Source organism: Streptomyces sp. NPDC000983 (genome assembly GCF_040299205.1).
GTDB lineage: Bacteria > Actinomycetota > Actinomycetes > Streptomycetales > Streptomycetaceae > Streptomyces.
Map to the genome: position 1 here is coordinate 93,063 of NZ_JBEPBM010000008.1, position 16,179 is coordinate 109,241.

At 68.0% G+C, this 16,179-nt stretch carries 15 protein-coding genes; 10 read left to right on the forward strand and 5 right to left on the reverse strand.

Features of this window, described 5'->3' with window-relative positions; all coding sequences use genetic code 11:
• The first annotated feature begins 2 nt into the window (after positions 1-2).
• A complete protein-coding gene (locus ABT296_RS11625; protein ID WP_351925833.1) occupies positions 3-914 on the forward strand; it encodes a hypothetical protein in 912 nt (303 codons plus the stop codon).
• Between the two features lie 97 nt (positions 915-1,011).
• On the opposite strand, the gene ABT296_RS11630 is transcribed toward ABT296_RS11625, so the two are convergent.
• The 3 genes from ABT296_RS11630 to ABT296_RS11640 all read right to left on the reverse strand — a co-directional run bounded on the left by ABT296_RS11630 (position 1,012) and on the right by ABT296_RS11640 (position 6,251).
• A complete protein-coding gene (locus tag ABT296_RS11630; RefSeq protein ID WP_351925835.1) occupies positions 1,012-2,502 on the reverse strand; it encodes an MFS transporter in 1,491 nt (496 codons plus the stop codon).
• Positions 2,503-2,712: 210 nt separating this feature from the next.
• The gene (locus tag ABT296_RS11635) at positions 2,713-4,743 is read right to left on the reverse strand and encodes a cell wall-binding repeat-containing protein (RefSeq protein ID WP_351925837.1); all 2,031 of its coding nucleotides are present in this window, start codon (positions 4,741-4,743) and stop codon (positions 2,713-2,715) included.
• A gap of 473 nt (positions 4,744-5,216) precedes the next feature.
• Positions 5,217-6,251 carry a protein NO VEIN domain-containing protein gene (locus ABT296_RS11640; protein ID WP_351925839.1) on the reverse strand — a complete coding sequence of 345 codons (1,035 nt, stop codon included), beginning with the start codon at positions 6,249-6,251 and terminating at the stop codon, positions 5,217-5,219.
• A gap of 929 nt (positions 6,252-7,180) precedes the next feature.
• On the opposite strand from ABT296_RS11640, the gene ABT296_RS11645 reads away from it, so the two are divergent.
• Both ABT296_RS11645 and ABT296_RS11650 read left to right on the forward strand, forming a co-directional pair.
• Positions 7,181-8,308, forward strand: a complete 1,128-nt coding sequence (locus ABT296_RS11645) for a hypothetical protein (protein ID WP_351925841.1) — start codon at positions 7,181-7,183, stop codon at positions 8,306-8,308.
• Entirely contained in the window at positions 8,298-8,738 is a 441-nt protein-coding gene (locus ABT296_RS11650) for a hypothetical protein (protein ID WP_351925843.1), read from the forward strand. Before ABT296_RS11645 ends, ABT296_RS11650 begins: the two co-directional genes overlap by 11 nt.
• A gap of 90 nt (positions 8,739-8,828) precedes the next feature.
• Here the strand turns inward: ABT296_RS11650 and ABT296_RS11655 are convergent, their stop codons facing one another.
• Both ABT296_RS11655 and ABT296_RS11660 read right to left on the reverse strand, forming a co-directional pair.
• Positions 8,829-10,076, reverse strand: a complete 1,248-nt coding sequence (locus ABT296_RS11655; RefSeq protein ID WP_351925845.1) for an NsdA family TPR-like regulatory protein — start codon at positions 10,074-10,076, stop codon at positions 8,829-8,831.
• A 158-nt stretch (positions 10,077-10,234) separates the two neighbouring features.
• On the reverse strand, positions 10,235-10,615 hold the full coding sequence (locus ABT296_RS11660; protein ID WP_351926104.1) for a GntR family transcriptional regulator: 381 nt from the start codon (positions 10,613-10,615) through the stop codon (positions 10,235-10,237).
• Positions 10,616-11,080: 465 nt separating this feature from the next.
• On the opposite strand from ABT296_RS11660, the gene ABT296_RS11665 reads away from it, so the two are divergent.
• The 7 genes from ABT296_RS11665 (at position 11,081) to ABT296_RS11695 (ending at position 16,132) form a co-directional block, all read left to right on the forward strand.
• Complete coding sequence (locus tag ABT296_RS11665) at positions 11,081-11,371, forward strand: hypothetical protein (RefSeq protein WP_351925847.1); 291 nt, start codon at positions 11,081-11,083, stop codon at positions 11,369-11,371.
• The gene (locus ABT296_RS11670; RefSeq protein WP_351925849.1) at positions 11,368-12,363 is read left to right on the forward strand and encodes a DUF2637 domain-containing protein; all 996 of its coding nucleotides are present in this window, start codon (positions 11,368-11,370) and stop codon (positions 12,361-12,363) included. Before ABT296_RS11665 ends, ABT296_RS11670 begins: the two co-directional genes overlap by 4 nt.
• Positions 12,363-12,734 (forward strand): RRQRL motif-containing zinc-binding protein, encoded by a 372-nt coding sequence (locus ABT296_RS11675; RefSeq protein ID WP_351925851.1) that lies wholly within the window; start codon positions 12,363-12,365, stop codon positions 12,732-12,734. The genes ABT296_RS11670 and ABT296_RS11675 overlap by 1 nt, the downstream gene beginning before the upstream one ends.
• A gap of 90 nt (positions 12,735-12,824) precedes the next feature.
• The gene (locus tag ABT296_RS11680) at positions 12,825-15,050 is read left to right on the forward strand and encodes a cell division protein FtsK (RefSeq protein WP_351925853.1); all 2,226 of its coding nucleotides are present in this window, start codon (positions 12,825-12,827) and stop codon (positions 15,048-15,050) included.
• A 141-nt stretch (positions 15,051-15,191) separates the two neighbouring features.
• Positions 15,192-15,449: a hypothetical protein gene (locus ABT296_RS11685; RefSeq protein ID WP_351925855.1), complete on the forward strand. Its 258-nt coding sequence runs from the start codon at positions 15,192-15,194 to the stop codon at positions 15,447-15,449.
• A gap of 14 nt (positions 15,450-15,463) precedes the next feature.
• Complete coding sequence (locus ABT296_RS11690) at positions 15,464-15,658, forward strand: hypothetical protein (RefSeq protein ID WP_351925857.1); 195 nt, start codon at positions 15,464-15,466, stop codon at positions 15,656-15,658.
• A 12-nt stretch (positions 15,659-15,670) separates the two neighbouring features.
• The gene (locus ABT296_RS11695; RefSeq protein ID WP_351925859.1) at positions 15,671-16,132 is read left to right on the forward strand and encodes a hypothetical protein; all 462 of its coding nucleotides are present in this window, start codon (positions 15,671-15,673) and stop codon (positions 16,130-16,132) included.
• The last annotated feature ends 47 nt before the right edge of the window (positions 16,133-16,179 follow it).

Consider the following 16,179-nt stretch of genomic DNA (forward strand, 5'->3'; position numbering starts at 1 on the left):
GCATGAGCACCCAGGACGCCGACGGCGGCTGCCCCTTCGAGGGCTGCTGCCCGAGGCGGGACAGCAGCGTGCGCCTGATCGACGCGCGCATGCCGCAACTGGCCCGCTCCCTGTCGCTGTTCCGCTACGTCCAGGCGGTCACCGGTGGCCCGGTGGCCCACCTGGACCAGGCCGGCGGCTACGCCGTACCGAGCCTGCGCGGCGAGGCGTTCACCGTCCACCCGGACTCCATCACGCTACGGCTCGACGCCGGGGGAGTCGGATCGGCGATGCTGATCCGGGACGACGGCACGGGCTCGGCCGCGCTGCACCTCCTCGACGAGAACGGCACGACCGTCCACCAGGGACGCCTGCTGTCCGACGGAGACCGCCTGCTGTCCGGCCTGGTCCCCACGGTCGCCCCCGGCTCGACCCCCGCGGTCCGCCTCCCCGCCCTCGCCGTCCCGCCGTGGCAGCACGGCGACCAACTCGCCCAGCTGGACGAGATCCTCGCGGACGGCGGCGCCAACCGTCGCGCACGGTTCGCCGACTACACCGGCGAACACCGCCCCCTCGATTTCGAGGCCGTCCCCACGGTCCTGGAACACGCCTGCTCGACCGGACTCCCGCTGGGCGTCGCGGTGTTCGCGGGTCCCGCGATGCAGGCGTGCGCAGGCCACGTCCACGTCACCGACCGCACGACCGGCGGCCGGGTCTTCGCCGCGTTGGCGAACAGCACCCTGGAACTGGACCTCACCGCGATCCGTGCCTGCCACCTGGTCCGCGCAGCCGCGACCCACGGCCCGACCACGGCCCTGGAACTCGACGACGCGGACGGCAACTGCGCAGCCCTCATCACCCAGTTCGGCATGGTGACCCCCGAAACCCACGCGGCCTGGGAAGCCCTGACGGCATCCCTCCCACCGGCCCCCTGAGCGTCAGCACCCCTCTCCCACGGCAACGGTGTGGGCAGGCGAAGCCGCGGCTCCGTATTCACCGCCTGGGCCCACCACCGCTGGGACCCCACCGCCCTCACCGTCTCCCCTCTCCGACGGGGATGGTGTGGGCATGCGAAGCCGCGGCGGCTCCGTAGGCACCGGGCTGGGCGCGCCGGCGCCGGGCCCGGACCGCCAGGACCGAGAGCAGCATGCCCAGCCCGGACGCGATCACGAGCAGCAGACAGGCCCGGGACAGGCCCGCGGCCAGAGCGTCGGCCGCGGACTCCCCGGCCGCACGCCGCGAGTCCCCGACCGTCGCGTTGACCGTGGCCACGGCGGCCGTGAAGGCCGCGGCGCCGATGTAGCGGGCCATGTTGGAGATGCCCGAGGCCGCGCCGACATCGTCCGCGGACACGGTCGACGTGGAGGCCGAACTCGCCGGACCGTTGACGAGCCCGAGCCCGGCGGCCATGAGCACGAGCGGCAGGACGAACGCGGCGTACCGCCAGTCGCCCTGGACGAAGACGAGCAGCAGACAGCCGGCCGTCGCCGCGGCGAACCCGAGCGCGATGACCGGACCGATTCCGAGCCGTTGGACCATCCGGGGGACGAGCGGCGTCACCGCGATCAGCCCGACCGTCGCGGGCAGTGTGGCCAGGCCCGCCTCGAACGGGCTCAGCGCGAGCGTGGCGGGGTTCTGGAAGTAGAGGCTGACGAGGTACATCAGGCCGTTGATGACGCCGGCGCTGAGCAGAATCCCGACAGTCGCCCCGATGAGCACCCGGTCCTTGAGCAGCCGCAGGTCGACCAGGGGCGCCTCGACCCGCCGCTCCACGGCGACGAACGCCACGGCGGCCGCCAGCGCCAGCGCGAAGCACCCCAGCACCGCGGCCGACGTCCACCCCCAGTCGGCGCCCTCGCTGAGGGCGAGCAGCGCCGGGGCGAGCACGGCGGCGATCAGCAGGGTCCCGGCGAAGTCGATGGAGCGGCTGCGCTCGGGGTCACGGGACTCGGCGACGCCCTTGAGCGTGACCGGTACGCAGGCGAGGGCGACGGCCGCGTCGATCCAGAACAGCCCCTGCCAGCCGGTGCCGTCGACCAGCACACCACCGACCAGCGGCCCGGCCGCGGCCCCCACGGCGGAAGCGCCACCCCACAGCGTCACGGCCCGCACCTGCCCCGCACCGGAACTGGACACGGACAGCAGACTCATCCCACAGGCCAGGATGGTCGCCCCCGAAGCCCCTTGGATCGCCCGCCCCGCGATCACCCCGCCCCCACTGTCGGACAAGGCGATGAGCACGCAGGAGGCGATGAACAGCCCAAGACCCCCCAGAAAGACCAGCCGCCGCCCGAACACATCCCCAAGCGCCCCGGCGGTCACAATCACGGCCGCCCCCACCAGCGAATACCCGGTGACGGCCCACTGCAGCACATCCAACGACGTCCCGGTGTCATCACTGATGGCCGGCAGCAGAATGCTCACCGCGGACGTGTTGGCATTCACCACCAGAGTCGACACACAGGTAGCCACCAGCACGGCCACCGGAGCCGAGCTCCCCGTTCCAGACCCCTGAACACTCACCCCCGCACCTTCACACGCCGCCCACACCGCCGCAGCCCGGAATGCACCGGGTTGGTCTGCGCTGAGGTTGAGCCCTGTTCTTGCCGGCAGGGGTCGTGGAGGCGCACACCTCCGCGCGCACCGGCCCGACCGGCCCGCGCTCGCGAGATGCCCCCAGCCGATCCGCCGGTGGTCCGGGCCGCCCTCGGGGAGGGCGGCCAGGACAGCGGGTCACTTCGAGACTGTCACCTTGAGCGGGGCCAGGTCCGGGTTCGGAACGGGCCCGCCGGTGCTCGTGGTGCTCGCGGACAACGGCTGGGAGGCCGGGCTCCGCGGGATGTCACCCTGGTAGTACGGGGTGTACGCGTAGGCGTTGTCCACGCCGATGGCCCTGCCGATCGACGAAACCACCTTGGCGTCGACGGAGCCGTTGCCGCCGAAGACGGCCATGTGGTTCAGGCTCGCCGACGTGCGCATCATGTACCACTTGGTGTCGTACGTCAGCGAGGTGACGTCGGTCCACAGCAGCGGGCCGTACGTCGCCATCGCCGATGACGCGGAGACGCCGCCCCTCCAGCTGTTCACCGAGGCCACCGCCGCGTCCGACGGTGACGACCACCAGAACTCGGCGAGCCTCGCGGCGACCGGCGCCGGACTGCCGGTGAAGCGGTAGTAGCTGTACCTGCTGGGCCAGTGCGGCAGTTTGCCGGCGTTGTACGCCTTGGTCAGCGCCGACTCGGCGTCGACCCCCACCGTGATGATCTTCGTGGTGCCCGGGCTGTACTTGTTCAGGTAGCCGTACACGGACGCGGTCATGGTCGAGCCCTGCGTCAGCAGTACCACCGCGGTGCCCGAGGTGCCCAGCGCGCCGGCGGCGGAGCTGGCCGCGAGGGCGTTGTGGTAGTCGGTGCCGGTCGCCAGGAACACGTACTTCGGGGCGCTGGTGATCGTCTTGGCCACGGCCACCGAGGTGGAGTAGCGCGAGACGTCGGACAGCCGCTTGGCGACGTAGCCGAGTGAGGTCACCTTGGACGCCACCGGGCTGTTGAGGATGCTGGTTCCGCCGACCAGGTAGACGGTTCTGCCCTTGGGCAGGATGCGCTTCAGCTCGGTCTGGACGGCGGAGTCCAGACCCGTGCGGGAGGTCATCAGCACCGGTCCGTGCTTCTTGCCGGCCAGCGAGGTCGCGGTGGTGGCGTACGCGGAGTCCGAATTGCTGATCAGAACGGCCGAACTCGCGTTCATCAGGCCGGGCGCGCTCTTGCCAAGGGTGTTCCAGGTCCACCTGGACGCCGCGATGTTGGTGCCGTAGGTGTCGGCGCCGTAGACCCGGGAGATCGCGTTCTTCCGCAGCGGCTGCCAGGCCACGTCCGTGCCCTCGGCCATGGGCACGCGTGTCTCCGTGCCCGCGGCGAGGTCGCGGATCCATATCTGCGGACCGCTGCGGGTGTCCTCGCTGCCGCTGAAGTAGGTGTCGTACGCGATCCGGTCGCCCTTCGGCGACCAGGCCGGACGGTTGTGGTCGACGGGGTCGGTGGTGACCTGGGTCAGCCCGGTCCCGTCGGTCCTGACGGTGAAGAGCTGCTTGTGTCCGTCGACGCTGCGGGTGAAGACCAGCGACTGTCCGTCCGGGGACATGCTCGGCTCGTCCGCGTCGGCGGCCACCTTGGTGAACGCCTTGGTGGGGCCGTCGTAGACCCAGACGGCAGGAGCGCCGGCGGTGGTGCAGGTCGTGCCGGTGCGCACGAAGGCCAGTTTGCCGTTGACGGCGCCGCTGGCCCTGGAGTCGCAGCCGTCGACGTCGGTGCCGAACAGGGTCTGCGGAGCGCGGGCGCTGTTGGCCGCGGCCACCCGCAGCCGGCCTCCGGCGGTGAAGACGATGTCGCCCCCACCGTACCAGAACGTCGGATCGGTCGCATGCCAGCCACTGCCCGCCGGCATGACGATGGCGTTGCCCGTTATGGACTCCTGGGCGTACGTCATCGTCCGGAGACGGCTGTCCGAGGAACTGGTGAAGGCGATCTGGCTGCCGTCGGCGGACCAGGCGGCCTGGTTCGCGGTCTCGTAGAACTGGGTGCTCTTGGTCCCGTCGGGGTTGATGTAGCGCAGCGAGCCGAGTTCGTTGTAGAGCAGCTTGCCGTCCGTCGCCGGCCAGCCGGCGGTGTCGGCGCTCGCCCGGCCCGGGAGCCCGGCGACGAGACCGGCCGTGAGCGCGGCGACGGTTGTGAGCGCCGCGAATCCGCGACGCGCGGAGATGTTCAATGTGCCCCCACAGGTGAATGGACGGCTGCGTCACCCCTCCCCTGAGGCGAACGGACGGCATCGTGTGTCGCCCGCACGGCAGCGGCGAAACCTTAGCCCTGTGCCACGGCATCTGCGCAGGCAGGGGCACCCGGTCTCTCGTGGTCCCAGTCCACGGGCCAGTGGTCTCGTCGGCATCTTCGAGCAGGTTCCGGAGCAGGAGTCACGCAGATGGACCCGCACGCAGAAACAGGTGAGGGACCTACCGAATCCGGTAGGTCCCTCACCTGGTGTTACGGCTGTCGGGGTGGCGGGATTTGAACCCACGACCTCTTCGTCCCGAATAAGGTCAGGGCGAGATCCAGACCTGGCCTGCGGAGGTTTTATGCAGGTCAGAGCCTTGGTATCGATAGGTCTGGCAAGGCGTCTGGGAGGCAGCGGGAGAAGATCTTCTCCCAGATTTCTCCCAGAGGCATGGCGCGTGGGGAGGGTTGTTAGGCCGAAGGACGACCCCAGTGGCTTCCCTCTGGAAGTGGGTAGCGGTACGCGGTGGCAACAAGCTCTTCCCGCCTTGGCGTCCACCCAGTCCACCTCCGCCAACGTCCGCCATGGCAGAAGAGATCATCGTCTAGTTCGATCTGATCTATCACTATGAGGCAGGTAGATATGCCTTCAGCATGGCGTACCTCTCCCTCGGTCAGGTCGATAGCCTCGCGGGTCGTCGTGCTGCCCTTCACCTCTATGTGAGTCTCACTCCCGTCCTTGCGCACGGTGATGTCCCACGGCGAGTGATCACCCACGTCCTCAGCGTCATAGCCCAGCGAGCGGTAGTGACCGAGTACGAGATCCATGGCGTGCCGCTCGACAGCCTGTCGCCGTTTGGCGTCACTCTGGCGACCGTAGCCGGATGAACTCGCCAGCTTGGTTGACGACGAGGCGGACAGGTCGGGTGCTTCCGCCTCATGGGGTTCGGAGGTCGCAGTCTGGCGTAGCTCCAGAAGCTCAGGGAGCTCTTCCACCAGTGCCCGTGGCAGCTTGGTCAGGTATCCCTGTGCGGCTCGTAGGGGCCGGGTAGCCGACAAAGCGAAAGGGAAGTAGAGCGGCCCCTCGACTGCCTCTGCGAGGTGATCCCGCAGCCTTCGGATAGTCGGCTCGATCTCACGCAGGCGGGCCTGCGTGACTGGATGCTTCAACCGCCGATACCCGCCCAGGGCCGCCTCCCAAGCGGACTCTGGGCCCGACGTACTCCGCTGCCGACCGTAGGTGCCTCGGCTCTGCCAGGTGATCGTGGATGCGAAGGCCTCACCCCGAACGTGGGAGTACCCCACCACTCCGGGGCCGTGGTTCTTGTCCCAATGCAGAACGAGGTCCCCGGGCCGTACCTCACGGACGAGTGCGTAGGACCAGTACTCCTCGCCCCGGTCATTGACTTGGGGTGCGAGCAGGTTGGTGCCTATGTCCTCGCGGTTCGTAATTTCCAGCCAGAAGCGTTCGTTCGGGTCGTGTCGCCACCACCTGTTGATGGGCATGGTCCCCCCTGACTAGCAGCCGTTGTCTTCCGCCGATCTTGTCAGGGCCATTTGGATCCGTGGGCGCATTCGAAGGCACCGCCTTACGGGCCTGAGCCGGGCGTGGGCGCCCACCAGGTGCCACCTACATGCGCTCTGCAGCAGCCTGGAGGCAGCGACCTCTTCGTCCTGAACGCGATCAGACCCCCTTCTGACGTCGCTCCAGGGGGAACTGCCTGCTCGTTCACCGCCGCCACAGTCCACTACTGTCCGGGACGGTCTTTGGGGGACCACCTCGTTTGGCCCCTGGACATGTGCCCTCAGGAGGCGATTCCGGCATGTCAACGCAGCGCATTGCGGCCGTGCTGTCTCGCCTTCCCTCAGTGCAGGTTGAGCAGCCAGGACCTGCGGTGCTCTACCGCGGCGGGGGCGTGTGGGCCACGATTAAGGGCCAGCCGGGCGAGGTGCGCCGGCAGACGGCCACTCGAAGGGGGACAGAGTGCGAAACCCGGACGCGATCCGATACGAATGTGCCCGCTGTGGCGCGACTACCAAAGTCAACACTCGGACGGGCCGCCTCTACTCACACCAAGCGCCGGGGGAAGTCGCAGCTTGCTCAGCTTCGGGCGAGGTCGTGGCACCTCCACAGGGCGGTGAACCGATCCTTCTTCCACCGCTGAAGGCTGTGCAAAAGCCTGCGGTTCCCGAGCCACCCAGGCTTGTGGTCGACGAACCGTCGAGCAGCGTTCGGACTGTGTCCGGCGGATTGCCAGGCCTCGGGAGGCGGAGCTGACGCCGTCGGTCAACCTTCGGCGGGAAGGAGCAAGTGCCCCAGAGGCTTCAAGGTGAGATGTTGTTCGATTGCTTCTGAGGGGGCGACAGAGCAAAATTGATCTGCGCTGGAGTGCGACATCAGGGGGTTCTGGCGCTGTCTCAGTAGGGTGGGGGGTATGGGGACGGACAGTCGCGCTTTTGGATCATGGCGCCTGCAAGGCGGGCGCTACGAGCAGCCAGGCTTGCCTGTTGAGGTCCTGGCTGAGTTCGCCAGGTATGAGCGCTTGGTGGTGGACGTCGCTCGCGGGCTCTACAAGCAGCGTCATGCATCGCGCCAACGTGTCCCCAGGGGATTTGCTTCTTCTTTCTCGCTCCGCCTCTCGGATATCCGTAGAGGAAGCGTTATTCCGGTCCTGGAGAGGACCGCAGTCGACGCTGATGCACTCTTCGATGATCGCGACGCGGGCATCTTCGAAGAGGCGCGGATGATTATTCAAGATGCTCTTCGGTCGATCCAGGACGGATCGGGCATTCCTCGAACATTTCCGCCGCATGCCTTGCGTGAGTTCTCGCGTTTCGGAAGAAGTCTACGGGACGATGAACTCATTGAATTCGATAGTGGCACTCCCAATTCTGTCATTTACTCGCAGCCTGTTCGTCGTCAGATCCAGGAACAGGCGCGCCTGGAAAGATTTGAGATCGAAACACTGGTCTCAGGGCAGGTGGTTGGGGTTAGTGCGGACAAGGGTATTTTCGAATTCCGCCTGACCCGGGGTGACAAGGTAGTTCCTGGCCGCTTTTCTTCGGACGACATTGTTGCTGATCTAAAGCAGTATCTTGATCTCTCGACGATGGCGCCGACGGTTGCCATTAATGCTGTGGCGATTCAGTCGATGAATGAAGAGATTATCGAAATTCAAGACGTTCTGTCCATTGAGCCGGTTCTGCCGCCTGAGTGGTCGGAGCGTCTGGCTGAGCTGCACGATCTCGAAGCTGGTTGGCTGGACGGGGTGGGGCAGCAGGTAAGTCGCAAGGTCCTCCGTGAGGCGGAGTCGTTGCTGCTGGAGTTCCTGGACGAGCAAATTCAGCGTCCTTACATCTATCCGACGGAAGATGGCGGCGTACAGCTGGAGTGGCCCTATTCGGCGGGTGAAGTGACGCTGACCGTTACGGCAGATGAGAAAGTGGAAGCTTACGCGTTCTCCAAAGAAGATGATCGGGAGAGCGATCGGACGTTCCACTGGCGCCAGTTGAGCGAGATTACAGAGTTCGTGATCGGGGGGATCACTGAATATGCCGACTGATGGCTCGAACCTTCGTCCCGGTGAGTTCGAGATAACGGATCTAGAAGAGAAGCTCTGGCGCCAAGTTCATCCCATCTGGGTCCACGAAGGACGAGTCACCAGTCAGCTTTTCAGTCCCACCCCTAAAGACTCGGGTGAACTCTCCGTGACCAGGGCCTCAGTGGTCACAGCCGAGGCTGCCCATCAGCACCACACTGAGGTGGTGGGGCTGAAGTCGATCGGCGTCTACTGCGTGGAAGTTGCCGAGGTGCAAGAGGTGGGACTCAACGCGGTAGACGATTCTCAAGTCGATGATGGGGCGGAACGCCCTCCGGGACATGCGTTCGTCGATTTCAAAGCCGTACCGAGCGCAAAGCAACAGAAGAGGCGTGCCAGCGCTTTGCGCGACAAGGCTGAGAAGCGCGGCTGGCAGCACGGGCCGGCAAGCTGAGGTTCCCCTCAGGCTTGCGCAATGCTGCTGACGGCCCGCTCTGAGGGCTCGCTGCGGTAGTTTCCTGGTCTGCCGCAGCGAGCCGACCGCTCATCGGGGCATGAATCCGGGCTTCTGCTCGGCGAGCGAGTGAAGCCGCGCGAGGTAGTCCTGCGCCCCCGGTTCGGAGCTGTACCGGCGCCTCATCTCGGCAGCGAGTTCCCGGCTGGTCATGATGAGCGACGGCACCGACTGACGGTCCCCTTCAAGAGCCCGCTCACCCATGATGAGTGCCTGCTCCAAGTCGCCCTCACGTGCCGCCGTGACGCCCAGCGTGACGCGAGCTTCAGCGTTACGCATCGGCGAGCGGTCGGTGCCGTCAAAGTCCGTTCCTACCCTCAGCACCTCTTCGGCGAGCGTGCGCGCGAGCTTGTCCTCACCGACCAGGCGGTAGCAGTCCATCGCGTAGAAGTCGAACTTGGCAGGGTCCACCACGAAGTGGTTGTCCAGGTTCCCGGGGTGCGGCATCGCTTCGAGCAATCGTCGCCCCTTATCCAAGGTGACCTCGACCTGCCGGCGGTCTCCGAGCCGCGCCCATGCCTTGGCTTCCTGGGCAGCGAGCTGCACAGCCACTCCGTGATGCGCCGCCGTCTCAGCTCCGGCCCGCGCCGCCGCGATGACGCCGCGGTAGTCGCCGGTCGTGAGGGCGAACCATGCCCGCATCTCATGCGCCCACCCGGCAACCTCCGCATGGTCAGCCTCGGTCGCGAGCGAGAGCGCAGCCTGTCGCGTCGACTCGGCCGCGTGGCGGTCGCCCGTGTCGTACTCGACGCATCCGACCAGTAGTGCGAGCCAGCCGGACAGCGCGAGAACCTCGCGGTGTTGCGCGAGCGTGAGGCTTTTGGTGTGAAGTTCGACGACACGGCGAAGCCACTGCCGCCCCTCGATGAGAAGTTGCTCGCTCGGCATGAACGGGTACTCCGAGGCGAGCCGGTCCGTCGTGATCCGCAGAGCGTCAAGCGTGGCGTTGTCGACGTCGGATCGGTTGAGACGACTCACGATCTCCAGTGTCTCCATGCCGGACGCTGCCAAGATCTCCTTGTCTCCGTCCCGCCGTGAGGGCGCCGGGAAGAGCGCGTGCGTCACGGTGCCGAACGTGGCCGCGATGATCGGTTGGTAAAAGTCGTTCGGTGCCTGGCCGGACTCCCAGCGCTTCCACTGGCGAATCATGCTCTCTTCTGCGGGCAGCTCCGTGGGAGCGTGCGCCCGCAGGGCCCTGACTGCGTCGCGCTGCGACCAGTCGCGCGCCATCCGCTCGGCCGCGATGCGTCGCGCCCATGCGGGCCTGTTGTCGGTCATGCGCCCTCCTCCGAGTGCCTGCTCCGAGTCTCGCGCGCGAGCCGGGGGGACAGGGAAGGTGACAGGCGGGTGTCACCGAACATGTCCCCTCCTCCGGCTTGCCGTCCCCAGGCTGTCACTTACCTCTCAACTCCCGTTCTGGGCATGCTGGTTGCAGATCACGCACCACCTGGCACGGAGCGGTTTTCGAGCGCTTCGAGCCTGCCGCGGAGTTCCGAGACTTGGGAGGTGAGATGTTCGAGCTGGCGCAGGACTTCGGGAATGTCGACGCCCGCGTCGGCTTCGCTGGCTTCGGTGGCCTGCTCGGGGTCACGGGCGTAGCTGCCGCGCGACGTGGTCAGGATGAGCCCGTCCTCGCGGAGGATCGTGAGGGCGCGCTGCACTGTCATTCCCGAGATCTTGAAGCGCGTAGCCAAGTCTCGCACGGACCCCACATGGGCCCCCGGCTTGATGTCGCCACGCAGGATCTCTTGCCGCAGGATGTCGGCCGCCTGCTCGGACTCCGGTCTCGGGTCGTCTTTCGAGATTTCAGCGCTCATCACGCCATCGAGCGTACCCACCCCTAGTACGACCTAGCACGAATCTTCGCGGCCCTCTTGCGTCGTAGTACGTGCTAGTACATGCTGTTACACGTCAGCACGACGGGCCTGGAAGGGCTTCGCCGGGCTGTCCGTAAGTGCTTGACCTGCAAGACCGCACGACCAGGAGCCCCGCATCGGACGGGGGGAGGCGACCCGGCGCCTTGGCATTAACCGGAGGGCTTAGACCGAAAGGTCACGTCTCCATACGCCTACTTCGAGGCCGGACGGCTCTACCTGATACGGGAGCGCGGTCGCGATGAAGGAGACACGCACTACCGCCCCGATGGTCGTAGACCGGGTTCGACTCCCGGTCGGGGCACTTTCCCCTGTCGCATTGCGGCTCGGGTTCTTCCGGGGCAGTCGCCGTCTCACCAAACGCCTGTGGCTCTCCGGCTCCGTGTCCCTCCCACTTCAGGAGCTGTCATGCGTACGTACATCGGCCACCAACAGGCCGTCTCTGCCGCGGACTTCGCGGAGTTGGCGCTCGGCACCCCGGTTGAGCTGTGGCTCGGGGTCGAGGGCGAGACGGACGAAGAGCGCGCGGCCCGCGAGGACGCGGCGCGCGACATCCTCGCCGACAACCCCGACCTTCCCGACGACCTGATTCGCATCGCCGCGCAGGTCATCGAGGAGAACCCGGACCTGGTCGACGTCATCCCCCTGGCCCGCCCCGCCCGGCGCCGCCGCGCGGCACGCAAGGGGGTAGCGGCATGACGACCAACCCTGCTCCCGAGGCGCCTGCGTCCGGGGTGCCGCCGCTGACGAAGCCGGAGATGGGGCTCGCCGGAGTTGGCGCGCTCGCCGCGGCCGGCGTCGGCGCGCTCGGTCTGATCTCTTCCTTTGACGCCGTGTCGGCCGCTGCTGCCCGATGGGGCTTCCACGTTCCGTGGATGCTGCCGGTCGGGATCGACGTGGCCATCCCGGTGTTCACCGTCGCCAACCTGCTGTTGATCCGGATGGACATGGCGCTCGCGTGGGTGCGGTTCGTGCCCTGGGTGCTCACCCTGATCACCTGCGGTTTGAACGTCGCCGCCGGGCAGGGCATGTGGGCCAAGGTCGCCCACGGCACGATGCCGCTGCTGTGGGTGGTGTTCTCCGAGATCGGCGCCCACATCTACGCTGTGCGGATCGGCGCGGCCACCGGTCGCCGCATGGAGAAAATCCGTTTCTCCCGCTGGCTGTTGGCCTTCCCCTCCACGTTCGCCCTGTGGCGCCGCATGACGCTGTGGGAGGTCACCTCCTACTCCGAGGCGCTGGCGCGCGAGAAGGAACGGCAGTTGGCCCGCGCGGACCTACGCGAGCGCTACGGCCGTAAGTGGCGCTCCAAGACCCCGCGGCGTGAGCGCGTGATGCTGCGCATGGGCGACCTGGCCCCCGCTGCTGAGCAGGAGACGCCCGCACCGCCCCCGGCGGACAATCCGCCGGCGCCGGTCGACGCCAAGCCGCGCCCGCGCCGCCGGACCCCAGCCAAGGGCAAGGCCAAGACACAGCGCACCTTCGAAGAGGCGCTGACCGAGGCGCGCACGGTCACCACAGAGTGGACCGAGGCGGAGCTGACCGCAGACCGTCTGCGCACCACGCTGCATGTCTCGCAGGCCAACGCCCGCAAGCTGCGGGAGCAGTTGAAGGCGGAGCGCGTCGACGGCCGTCCGCTGCACTCCGTGGACGACGCGGAGGGCGACGGCACGACGGCTGAGGCTGCCTGATGTTCGCCAAGTGCTTCGACCCGACCGGCGCGAGGCACGGACTGCCCACCTACCCGTGGCGTTACGCCCCGGACGGATTGGCCACCCGCCGTCAGCTCCGCGCCCGCGGCTTACGGCCCGGTGGGCAGTCCATCGCGGCGCAGATCATGCGCCCGCGCTACCGGCGCGGCCCGCTGGTCGCCTACCTCTACCGCGTCGACCGCGCCAAGCCCGTCCGGCCGATGACGCCGGGCAAGTGGGCCGCGCTCGCCAAGGCGAACCGTGCCCGCCGCACTTGCCCCGCCTGCCGACAGGACGCCGGATACGTCATCCCCACGTCGCTCGGCATGTGCGTGCCCTGCGCCTACCCCGAGGAACAGCGCGCCGCCTGACCTGCACATCACGATCCGGCGGGGTCCGTCCGCCCACCTCCTACAGCGACGGCCGGACCCCGCCTTTCCTCCCATTGGAAGGGACTTTCAGTGAAGCACCCCGACGACGACAACGAACTGTTCAACCGACTCGAAGCGGAGATGAGCGCCGACTCCGGGGGCGAGGTAGTCGACCTCGACAAGGCGCGGTCGGCCCGTTCGGAGTCGGCCGACCCGACCGCCCGACCCGACTCCGACCCGTCGCCCGACTCCGAGACCGCGCGGTCGGGTGCTGAGTCGGGCGACCCGACCGCGCGCGTGATGGTCGACCTGCCGACCCCGACGGCCACCGGTCCGGGCTACCTCGGTCGGCTGCTCGCGGCACAGCGCCGTGCGGTCGTTCCCGTGTGGCTGCGGTCGATGGCGGAGCTGCGGACCGCCACAGCGTGGGTGGCTCGCCACTACGCCCACGCTGCCGGGTATCACGCGCTGCGTGCCCCGGTCTACGCCGCCCGGCTCGCCCTGCAAGCCCCGACCGGCGCCGCCCGATTCGTGGGCGGCACGATGCGGTGGGTGGCCGACCGTGAGGGCGAACCGGTCCGACTCGCCGCGGTCCGGCGTGAGGACGCTGCGGAATACCTGAAGCTGTCGCGGCAGCGCGACGGACGGGTCCGACTGCGCACCCTCGTGGCCGTGCTCGCGATGTTCGTCGGGCTCGGCTCCGCCCTTGCCATGTACGTGCTCGCCCCCGACTGGCTTCAGGCGGTGTCGGTGGGCGCGGTCGTGATGGCGCTCGGGTTCGCCGGCCGCCGCGCGGATGACCCGGTCATCCACCGCGCGGTGGAACTGCCCAAGGCGGTCAAGCTCACCAGTGACATCGTGCTGCGGGCGCTGGGTGCTCTCGGCATCCCCGCCATCAACCAGGCGCAGGCCAAGGGGCGCGATGGGTTCGAGTTCACCGCCCCGATCACCCGTGATGGCCCCGGATGGCGAGCGGAGGGCAATCTCCCGTACGGCGTCACGGTGACCGACGTCATCGAGCGTCGCGACCGGCTCGCCTCCGGCCTGCGCCGCCCTCTCGGGTGCGTGTGGCCCGAGGCGGTACCGGATGAGCACACCGGTCACCTCGTGCTGTGGGTGGGGGATCAGGACATGTCCCGCGCCAAGCAGCCCAAGTGGCCGTTGCTCAAGTCGGGTTCGGTCGACCTGTTCAAGCCGGTCGCCTACGGCACCGACCAGCGCGGACGCTGGGTCGAAGCGACGCTGATGTACATCGCGGGCGTCATCGGCGCCATCCCGCGCATGGGCAAGACGTTCCTGCTGCGTCTGCTGCTGCTCATCGCGGCACTGGATCCGCGCGCGGAGCTGCACACCTACGACATGAAGGGCACGGGCGACCTGGACCCGGTCGGTGACGCTGTCTCGCACCGGCATGCCGCGGGTGACGATGACGAGTCCGTCACCTACTGCCTGAATGACTTCCGGGCGCTGCGTGAGGAACTGCGGCGCCGTACCAAGGTGATCCGCTCGCTTCCGCGGGATGTCTGCCCGGAGTCGAAGGTGACCAGCGCCCTTGCCGACAAGCGCTCGCTTGGGCTGCACCCGATCGTGATCGGGGTTGATGAGTGCCAGGTGCTGTTTGAGCACCCCGAGCACGCCAAGGAGTTCGAGGAGATCGCAACCGACCTGGTCAAGCGCGGTCCGGCCACGGGCATCGTCCTGCTGCTCGCCACGCAGCGACCGGATGCCAAGGCGCTGCCCACCGGCATCAGCGCGAACGCGTCGGCCCGCTGGTGCCTGAAGGTCATGGGTCAGCTCGAAAACGACATGGTGCTCGGCACGTCCGCCTACAAGCGCGGTGTACGCGCCACCATGTTCGCCTGGGGTGACAAGGGCATTCACTACTTCGTCGGTGAAGGCTCAGACGCCCGGATCGTGCGCTCCGTCTACGTCGACGGCCAGGGTGCCGACGCCATCGGCGCCCGTGCTCGCCGTCTGCGCGAGGAGGCAGGCACGCTGTCCGGGCACGCGCTCGGGGAGGCACCCGAGCCGGTCACCAGCGCGTATGACCTGCTGCGCGACATTCTCGCCGTGGTGCCGGCCGATGAGCCCAAGGTGTGGTCCGAGACGGTCGTCGCCCGGCTCGCAGAGCTGCGCGAGGAGGTCTACGACGGCTGGGACCCCGAGGGACTGGCCGCGGCCCTGAAGCCGCACGGCGTCTCCACGATCCAGGTGGGCCGCCGGGTCAAGGGCAAGGTCGTCAACCGGCGCGGTATCGACCGCTCCCACATCGTCGCTGCGATTGCGGAGCGTGACGGAAAGCGGGACGCGGGCTGAGGCTCTGGGGCCGCTAGCGCTAGCGGCACGCCCCGCTAACGTTAGCGGCCCCGCTAGCGCCCCAAACCCGCTCTGATCAGGCCGCTAGCGGATAGCGGCCCACCTGCGGAAACCCCTGAAACCCGCCTGGAAGGGCCCGTCATGCCTCCCGTCCTGCTCGCTATCACCCTGATTCTTGGCGTAACGCTGTGTTACGTCGCTGTGTGTGCTGCCTCGCCGTTCGGCAACTGCCGCAAGTGCAACGGCTGGGGCTTCTCGATGAAGACCGACCGCAAGGGCCGCATGAAGCGCGGCAAGGACTGCCGCCGCTGCAAGGCCACCGGCAAGCGCATACGCGTCGGCCGCTGGCTCTACAACCGCTGGGCCCGCATCTACCGCGCCGGCGCCGACACCCCCTGACCGGAAGGCTTCCGATGATCCTGAACATCTCCGCCGTGCTGCTGTTCGGCGCCGCGTCCGCCCTCGCCGTCAAGACCAAGTCCGCCGGAGGCGGTGCGGCCATCGTCCTGTTCCTGTTCGGGTTCTTCACCGCCGGGACCGGCGCGTACGAGCCCATCCACAACCTCGTGCAGGCGTCCGCCGACGCCCTGTCCGCCCTCGGGAACTGAAGGAGGCTCGCTGTGCACGAGCACGCCAACCTCGTACCCGGCCGTCGTGAAGCGGCCGTGGAAGTCCACCGGCCCACTCCGCTCGCCCCGGTGCCGTCGGCGCCGGTCGTACCGGTACAGCCGGGCGCCATCCCGTCGGTGACGCGTGTCGTCCTGCCGGACGGTCGCGTCGTCACCGGCTACGCCCTCGAACCCGCCAAGCCCGAACCCGTCGCGGCCAAGCCACCCGTCTCCCGCGCGGCGGTGAACATCGCCCTCGGGGGAATCGGGTTCGGTGCCGTCTGCGGCGGGCTGTTCCTGCTGACCGCGTTCATCACCGCGCTGACCGCGCTCATCACTCAGCTCATCACCCTCGCCGCCGTCATCTTCGGCGGCTGGGTCGCCGTACAGGTCTTCAGCGCGAGCGGCCACGGCAGCGGGACCACGGTCAACATCCGCAAGGCCGTCTTCAAGCGCAACCACTTCCACGGCTAGCTACGCCCGAGGCGGGCGCCGTCTCACCACAAGCCTGCGCCCGCCCC

Excerpts from the sequence above, each read along its gene's own strand:
- ABT296_RS11625 (WP_351925833.1), top strand. The coding sequence starts at position 3 with ATGAGCACCCAGGACGCCGACGGCGGCTGCCCCTTCGAGGGCTGCTGC.
- ABT296_RS11640 (WP_351925839.1), bottom strand. The coding sequence starts at position 6,251 with ATGCCCATCAACAGGTGGTGGCGACACGACCCGAACGAACGCTTCTGG.
- ABT296_RS11645 (WP_351925841.1), top strand. The coding sequence starts at position 7,181 with ATGGGGACGGACAGTCGCGCTTTTGGATCATGGCGCCTGCAAGGCGGG.
- ABT296_RS11650 (WP_351925843.1), top strand. The coding sequence starts at position 8,298 with ATGCCGACTGATGGCTCGAACCTTCGTCCCGGTGAGTTCGAGATAACG.
- ABT296_RS11655 (WP_351925845.1), bottom strand. The coding sequence starts at position 10,076 with ATGACCGACAACAGGCCCGCATGGGCGCGACGCATCGCGGCCGAGCGG.
- ABT296_RS11660 (WP_351926104.1), bottom strand. The coding sequence starts at position 10,615 with ATGAGCGCTGAAATCTCGAAAGACGACCCGAGACCGGAGTCCGAGCAG.
- ABT296_RS11665 (WP_351925847.1), top strand. The coding sequence starts at position 11,081 with ATGCGTACGTACATCGGCCACCAACAGGCCGTCTCTGCCGCGGACTTC.
- ABT296_RS11670 (WP_351925849.1), top strand. The coding sequence starts at position 11,368 with ATGACGACCAACCCTGCTCCCGAGGCGCCTGCGTCCGGGGTGCCGCCG.
- ABT296_RS11675 (WP_351925851.1), top strand. The coding sequence starts at position 12,363 with ATGTTCGCCAAGTGCTTCGACCCGACCGGCGCGAGGCACGGACTGCCC.
- ABT296_RS11685 (WP_351925855.1), top strand. The coding sequence starts at position 15,192 with ATGCCTCCCGTCCTGCTCGCTATCACCCTGATTCTTGGCGTAACGCTG.
- ABT296_RS11690 (WP_351925857.1), top strand. The coding sequence starts at position 15,464 with ATGATCCTGAACATCTCCGCCGTGCTGCTGTTCGGCGCCGCGTCCGCC.